This is a genomic window from Acinetobacter sp. V2, from assembly GCF_001188385.1.
In the GTDB taxonomy this organism is placed as follows: Bacteria; Pseudomonadota; Gammaproteobacteria; order Pseudomonadales; family Moraxellaceae; genus Acinetobacter; species Acinetobacter oleivorans.
In genome coordinates this window covers 238,908-242,254 of the sequence record NZ_JZFB01000004.1, presented here as the reverse complement: position 1 = coordinate 242,254, position 3,347 = coordinate 238,908, and the positions used below count along the sequence as shown (strand labels likewise).

Sequence of the window (3,347 nt, the reverse complement as noted above, 5' to 3'; positions counted from 1 at the left end):
CTTTCACAGGCCTCATCAACACCCGGATATTGCACTTTCACTACAACTTGTTCGCCACTAGGTAGGGTAGCTTTGTGAACTTGGCCAATTGAAGCAGCTGCAAAAGGTTCTTGGTCAAAAGATTTAAAGGCAACATTGAGCGGTTTTCCAAGCTCACGTTCAACTTGTTGCTGAATGGCAGCAAAAGGCATGGCTGGGGCTTGGCGTTGTAACTTTGAAATTGCTTTAGCGACTTCGGGTGGGAAAATATCTTTATATTGAGATGCAATTTGGCCGACTTTCATGACGGCACCTTTCATTTCACCTAAGGTGTCGGCAATTTGTAAACCAATATCTTGAAATAACTTGGTTTTTGAAGCCAGCTTTTGCTCTTCATCTGCGGTCAAGTTTCGAATCGAGTTAGAAACGGTTTTTGTTGCAATGCTCGCGGTCATTCCTGCAAGTTTCATAAATCGTTTGCCGGGTGAACTTGCATTCTTTGCCATATCTTCGATACCTCATTGACTACAACATAATATTGCCTAGTTTTGATCATAGGTGACAAAGCTTAAAAAGCCTATATGAAATTGTTTATCTCATGTAAGAAAATTTTCGAAAAACAAAATGTTATTTTTATAGTAAAAAAAATGAAAAGCTTGTGAAAATCCATTTCATAAACAAAGCTTTAATATCTATAAAGTGTCTGTTTTTTTGGTGCTAATGTGAATGGCAGGTTAAATAAAAATAGAGATAACAAAAGTTATGACAAGTTTAAGTTCAGCCCATGGGCGGTCTCAGGCGGTTCCTTTATCTGTGTTTGAGCAGTCAAAAGATGCGCATATTATTCGTTCTGATGAAGAAGCAATTGAGGTTGCCAAACAACTTGCGCAAGAGTTCGCACACGAAGCATCCGAGCGAGACAGAGAGCGCCGTTTACCCCTAAATGAAATTCAACAGTTCTCACAAAGTGGCTTATGGGCTATTACGGTTCCCAAGCAATTTGGTGGCGCACAAGTCAAATATCGAACTTTGGCTGAGGTCATCAAAACAATTGCGAGTGTTGATCCATCTCTTGCACAGCTTCCTCAAAATCACTTGGCTTTTATTGAACATTTGCGTCTTGATGCAGGCCCAGAACAACAACAGTTCTTCTTTAACTTAGTGTTGAGAGGGATTCGTTTTGGCAATGCCTTCTCAGAAAAACATAGCAAAACGGTGGCTGATCTCACTACCACATTACGAAAGACCGAGCATGGTTATGAAATTAATGGGAAGAAGTTTTTTGCAACAGGCGCATTGCTGGCACATTGGGTTCCAATTGTCGCTGTGAATGAACAAGGGCAGCCTTATGCGGCGCTAGTTCCTCGGGAAACTTCAGGGGTGAATATTATTAATGACTGGTCTGGTTTCGGGCAAAGAACCACAGCCAGTGGGACCGTTGAACTTAATCAAGTTCCAGTACGTGAAGAGTATCTAATTCCGATTTATCAGGCTTTCGAACGTCCTACACCAGCAGGTGCAATTTCACAATTTATTCAAGCTGCTGTCGACGCTGGTATTGCACGTGGTGCAATTGAAGAAACAATTCACTATGTCAAAAATCATAGTCGTGCATGGGTCGATTCAGGTTTGGAAAAAGCGAGTGATGACCCCTATACGATTGCAAATATTGGTGATTTAAAAATAAAACTTCGTGCAGCAGAAGCAGTATTAGATTTAGCAGGAGATGCGATTGATCAAGCGATTGCCGACACGACAGAAGAATATGTAAATCAAGCGACATTACTAGTTGCTGAAGCAAAAGTACTCACTACAGAAGTTGCGATTTTAGCAGCGAATAAGCTTTTTGAGTTGTCTGGAACACGTTCTACTTTGTCAGAGCTTAATCTGGACCGCCATTGGCGTAATGCGCGTACTCACACCTTGCATGATCCAGTGCGTTGGAAATATCACATTGTCGGTAATTACTACCTCAATGGCATCTATCCACCTCGTCATGCATGGAGCTAAAGTGAAGAAAAAATAAGATTAGGAGAATAAAGATGACAATTACTCAAATTGAATTAGAAGAGCTATCGGTAGGCGCCGATTATGAAAAAGTAGCAAGTAGATTTCGTCCAGTTTTTGAAAAAATTGCCCAAGGTGCAATTCAACGGGAAAAAGAACGAATCTTGCCTTTTGAACCGATTCAGTGGTTAAAAGAACTTAAATTAGGTGCAGTACGGGTACCCGTTAAATATGGTGGAGATGGGGTATCATTGCCACAACTTTTCCAGCTTCTAGCAGAATTGGCGCAAGCAGATTCGAATATTGTGCAAGCGTTGCGTGGACACTTTGCTTTTGTCGAAGACCGTTTAGTTGCGCATAAAGAGCATTCGCAGGAAGTCTGGTTTCAGCGTTTTGTACAAGGTGATTTAGTTGGAAACGCATGGACCGAAGTTGGAAATGTACAGATTGGTGATGTCGTTACCCGAGTAACCAAAGATGCTTCGGGTAACTTGGTGGTGAATGGTGAAAAGTACTATTCGACAGGAAGTATTTTTGCTGACTGGATCGATTTATTTGCTTACGATGAAGTGAATGACCGTCATGTGATTGCTGCTATTTATCGCCATGAAACTGGGGTAAGTGTGATTGATGATTGGGATGGCTTTGGTCAAAAGACAACGGGCAGTGGTACTTTAAAAGTACATCAGGTTCATTTACCAGCTTCACACCTTATTCCATTTGACCAGCGTTTTAAATATCAGACCGCTTTTTATCAGGTTGTCCACCTTGCAACCCTAACAGGGATTGCGCATGCTGCGGTCGAAACTTTTAGCCAAGAAATACGTGAGCGAAAGCGTATTTTTAGTCATGGTAATGGTGACCTTGTTCGTCACGATCCACAAGTTTTACAGGTGGTAGGTAAAGCCTCTGCTCAAGCCTATGGAAGTCTAGCAATTACGATTAAAACAGCAGAAGCATTACAGAAGGCTTATGAAAGTCACTTTAGTGAGTTAGAGGTGAAAGAACATCAGTTTAATGTAGATGCAGAGCTTGAGTCGGCACAAGGGCAGGTGGTGATTTCTAATTTGGTATTGGATTTAACCAGCCAATTATTTAACGCTTTAGGTGCATCGGCAAGTAGTCAGGTTAAACAACTCGACCGTTTCTGGCGTAATGCACGAACAGTCTCTTCTCATAATCCGCTCATCTATAAAGAAAAGGTGATTGGCGATTGGGAAGTGAACCGTACCGATTTACCCTTTGTCTGGCAAATTGGAGCAAGCCCGCGGGCAAAGTCTGCATAAAATAAAAAAGCCGATGTTTCATCGGCTTTTTTATTAGGTCTGGCTTAAACGTTTGGTATTTAAATAAAGCCTTGA

3 protein-coding genes are annotated in these 3,347 nt (G+C 41.5%); 2 read left to right on the top strand and 1 reads right to left on the bottom strand.

From position 1 onward, the window contains the following. The coding region (locus tag UC75_RS21795) for an AarF/UbiB family protein (RefSeq protein ID WP_228137383.1) at window positions 1–485 on the bottom strand (485 nt) is incomplete at its 3' end. Window positions 486–741: 256 nt separating this feature from the next. Here UC75_RS21795 and UC75_RS14075 point away from each other — a divergent pair. After that, a complete protein-coding gene (locus tag UC75_RS14075) occupies window positions 742–1,989 on the top strand; it encodes an SfnB family sulfur acquisition oxidoreductase (protein ID WP_049837952.1) in 1,248 nt (415 codons plus the stop codon). A 32-nt stretch (window positions 1,990–2,021) separates the two neighbouring features. Then, window positions 2,022–3,272: an acyl-CoA dehydrogenase family protein gene (locus UC75_RS14070; RefSeq protein WP_005301987.1), complete on the top strand. Its 1,251-nt coding sequence runs from the start codon at window positions 2,022–2,024 to the stop codon at window positions 3,270–3,272. The last annotated feature ends 75 nt before the right edge of the window (window positions 3,273–3,347 follow it).

Coding starts and splice junctions, on each gene's coding strand:
- UC75_RS14070 (WP_005301987.1), top strand. CDS start 2,022: ATGACAATTACTCAAATTGAATTAGAAGAGCTATCGGTAGGCGCCGAT.
- UC75_RS14075 (WP_049837952.1), top strand. CDS start 742: ATGACAAGTTTAAGTTCAGCCCATGGGCGGTCTCAGGCGGTTCCTTTA.